General features: G+C 52.2%; 2 rRNA genes (1 of these 2 cut by a window edge). Both read right to left on the bottom strand.

Annotated elements, in window-relative coordinates:
• Positions 1–724, bottom strand: a 23S ribosomal RNA gene (locus JI665_RS28125) (it extends 2,212 nt beyond the left edge of the window).
• 206 nt (positions 725–930) lie between these two features.
• Positions 931–2,480 (bottom strand): 16S ribosomal RNA (locus tag JI665_RS28120).
• Together the 16S and 23S rRNA genes form the textbook arrangement of a ribosomal RNA operon.
• Between the last annotated feature and the right edge of the window lie 20 nt (positions 2,481–2,500).

The raw sequence follows: 2,500 nt of genomic DNA, 5'->3' as shown, positions 1-2,500 counted from the left end.
GTTTCGGGTCTACGACCACATACTCATTCGCCCTATTCAGACTCGCTTTCGCTGCGGCTCCGTCTCTTCAACTTAACCTCGCATGTAATCGTAACTCGCCGGTTCATTCTACAAAAGGCACGCTATCACCCATTAACGGGCTCTAACTACTTGTAGGCACACGGTTTCAGGATCTCTTTCACTCCCCTTCCGGGGTGCTTTTCACCTTTCCCTCACGGTACTGGTTCACTATCGGTCACTAGGGAGTATTTAGCCTTGGGAGATGGTCCTCCCTGCTTCCGACGGGATTTCTCGTGTCCCGCCGTACTCAGGATCCACTCTGGAGGGAACGAAGTTTCAACTACAGGGCTTTTACCTTCTCTGGCCGGCCTTTCCAGACCTGTTCATTTACCTCGTTCCTTTGTAACTCCGTGTAGAGTGTCCTACAACCCCAGGAGGCAAGCCTCCTGGTTTGGGCTAATCCCGTTTCGCTCGCCGCTACTCAGGGAATCGCGTTTGCTTTCTCTTCCTCCGGGTACTTAGATGTTTCAGTTCCCCGGGTCTGCCTTCAATACCCTATGTATTCAGGTAAAGATCCTATCCCATTACGGATAGGGGGTTTCCCCATTCGGAAATCTCCGGATCAAAGCTTACTTACAGCTCCCCGAAGCATATCGGTGTTAGTACCGTCCTTCATCGGCTCCTAGTGCCAAGGCATTCACCGTGCGCCCTTTCTAACTTAACCGTATTTGACGTGTTCATCGAAGATGAACAAGATCAAAGGTTTTTAACTCTATTTAACATAGAGAGAATTGACTAAAATGGCGATTACTCGGTTATTGCTTCTTCATTAACATTATCTAGTTTTCAAAGAACGACTCTTTCATTGAGAGATTGAACTCTCAAAACTGAACGAACAAAACACGTCACGTTTCATGTAAATATCCTTAGAAAGGAGGTGATCCAGCCGCACCTTCCGATACGGCTACCTTGTTACGACTTCACCCCAATCATCTGTCCCACCTTAGGCGGCTGGCTCCAAAAGGTTACCCCACCGACTTCGGGTGTTACAAACTCTCGTGGTGTGACGGGCGGTGTGTACAAGGCCCGGGAACGTATTCACCGCGGCATGCTGATCCGCGATTACTAGCGATTCCGGCTTCATGCAGGCGAGTTGCAGCCTGCAATCCGAACTGAGAATGGTTTTATGGGATTCGCTTAACCTCGCGGTCTCGCAGCCCTTTGTACCATCCATTGTAGCACGTGTGTAGCCCAGGTCATAAGGGGCATGATGATTTGACGTCATCCCCACCTTCCTCCGGTTTGTCACCGGCAGTCACCTTAGAGTGCCCAACTGAATGCTGGCAACTAAGATCAAGGGTTGCGCTCGTTGCGGGACTTAACCCAACATCTCACGACACGAGCTGACGACAACCATGCACCACCTGTCATCCTGTCCCCCGAAGGGGAACGCCCTATCTCTAGGGTTGTCAGGAGATGTCAAGACCTGGTAAGGTTCTTCGCGTTGCTTCGAATTAAACCACATGCTCCACCGCTTGTGCGGGCCCCCGTCAATTCCTTTGAGTTTCAGCCTTGCGGCCGTACTCCCCAGGCGGAGTGCTTAATGCGTTTGCTGCAGCACTAAAGGGCGGAAACCCTCTAACACTTAGCACTCATCGTTTACGGCGTGGACTACCAGGGTATCTAATCCTGTTTGCTCCCCACGCTTTCGCGCCTCAGCGTCAGTTACAGACCAAAGAGTCGCCTTCGCCACTGGTGTTCCTCCACATCTCTACGCATTTCACCGCTACACGTGGAATTCCACTCTTCTCTTCTGCACTCAAGTTCCCCAGTTTCCAATGACCCTCCCCGGTTGAGCCGGGGGCTTTCACATCAGACTTAAGGAACCGCCTGCGCGCGCTTTACGCCCAATAATTCCGGACAACGCTTGCCACCTACGTATTACCGCGGCTGCTGGCACGTAGTTAGCCGTGGCTTTCTGGTTAGGTACCGTCAAGGTACCGGCAGTTACTCCGGTACTTGTTCTTCCCTAACAACAGAGTTTTACGATCCGAAAACCTTCATCACTCACGCGGCGTTGCTCCGTCAGACTTTCGTCCATTGCGGAAGATTCCCTACTGCTGCCTCCCGTAGGAGTCTGGGCCGTGTCTCAGTCCCAGTGTGGCCGATCACCCTCTCAGGTCGGCTACGCATCGTCGCCTTGGTGAGCCGTTACCTCACCAACTAGCTAATGCGCCGCGGGCCCATCTGTAAGTGATAGCCGAAACCATCTTTCAGCTTTCCCTCATGTGAGGGAAAGAATCATCCGGTATTAGCCCCGGTTTCCCGGAGTTATCCCAGTCTTACAGGCAGGTTGCCCACGTGTTACTCACCCGTCCGCCGCTGACTTCAGGGAGCAAGCTCCCATCTGTCCGCTCGACTTGCATGTATTAGGCACGCCGCCAGCGTTCGTCCTGAGCCAGGATCAAACTCTCCATATAAGAGTTGATTAAGCTCATAA

Origin of the sequence: Bacillus sp. NTK034 (genome assembly GCF_017303275.1) — a bacterium.
GTDB lineage: Bacteria > Bacillota > Bacilli > Bacillales > Cytobacillaceae > Cytobacillus.
The sequence above is the reverse complement of the archived record's forward strand: the minus strand, read 5'-3'. Positions and strand labels throughout refer to the sequence as shown.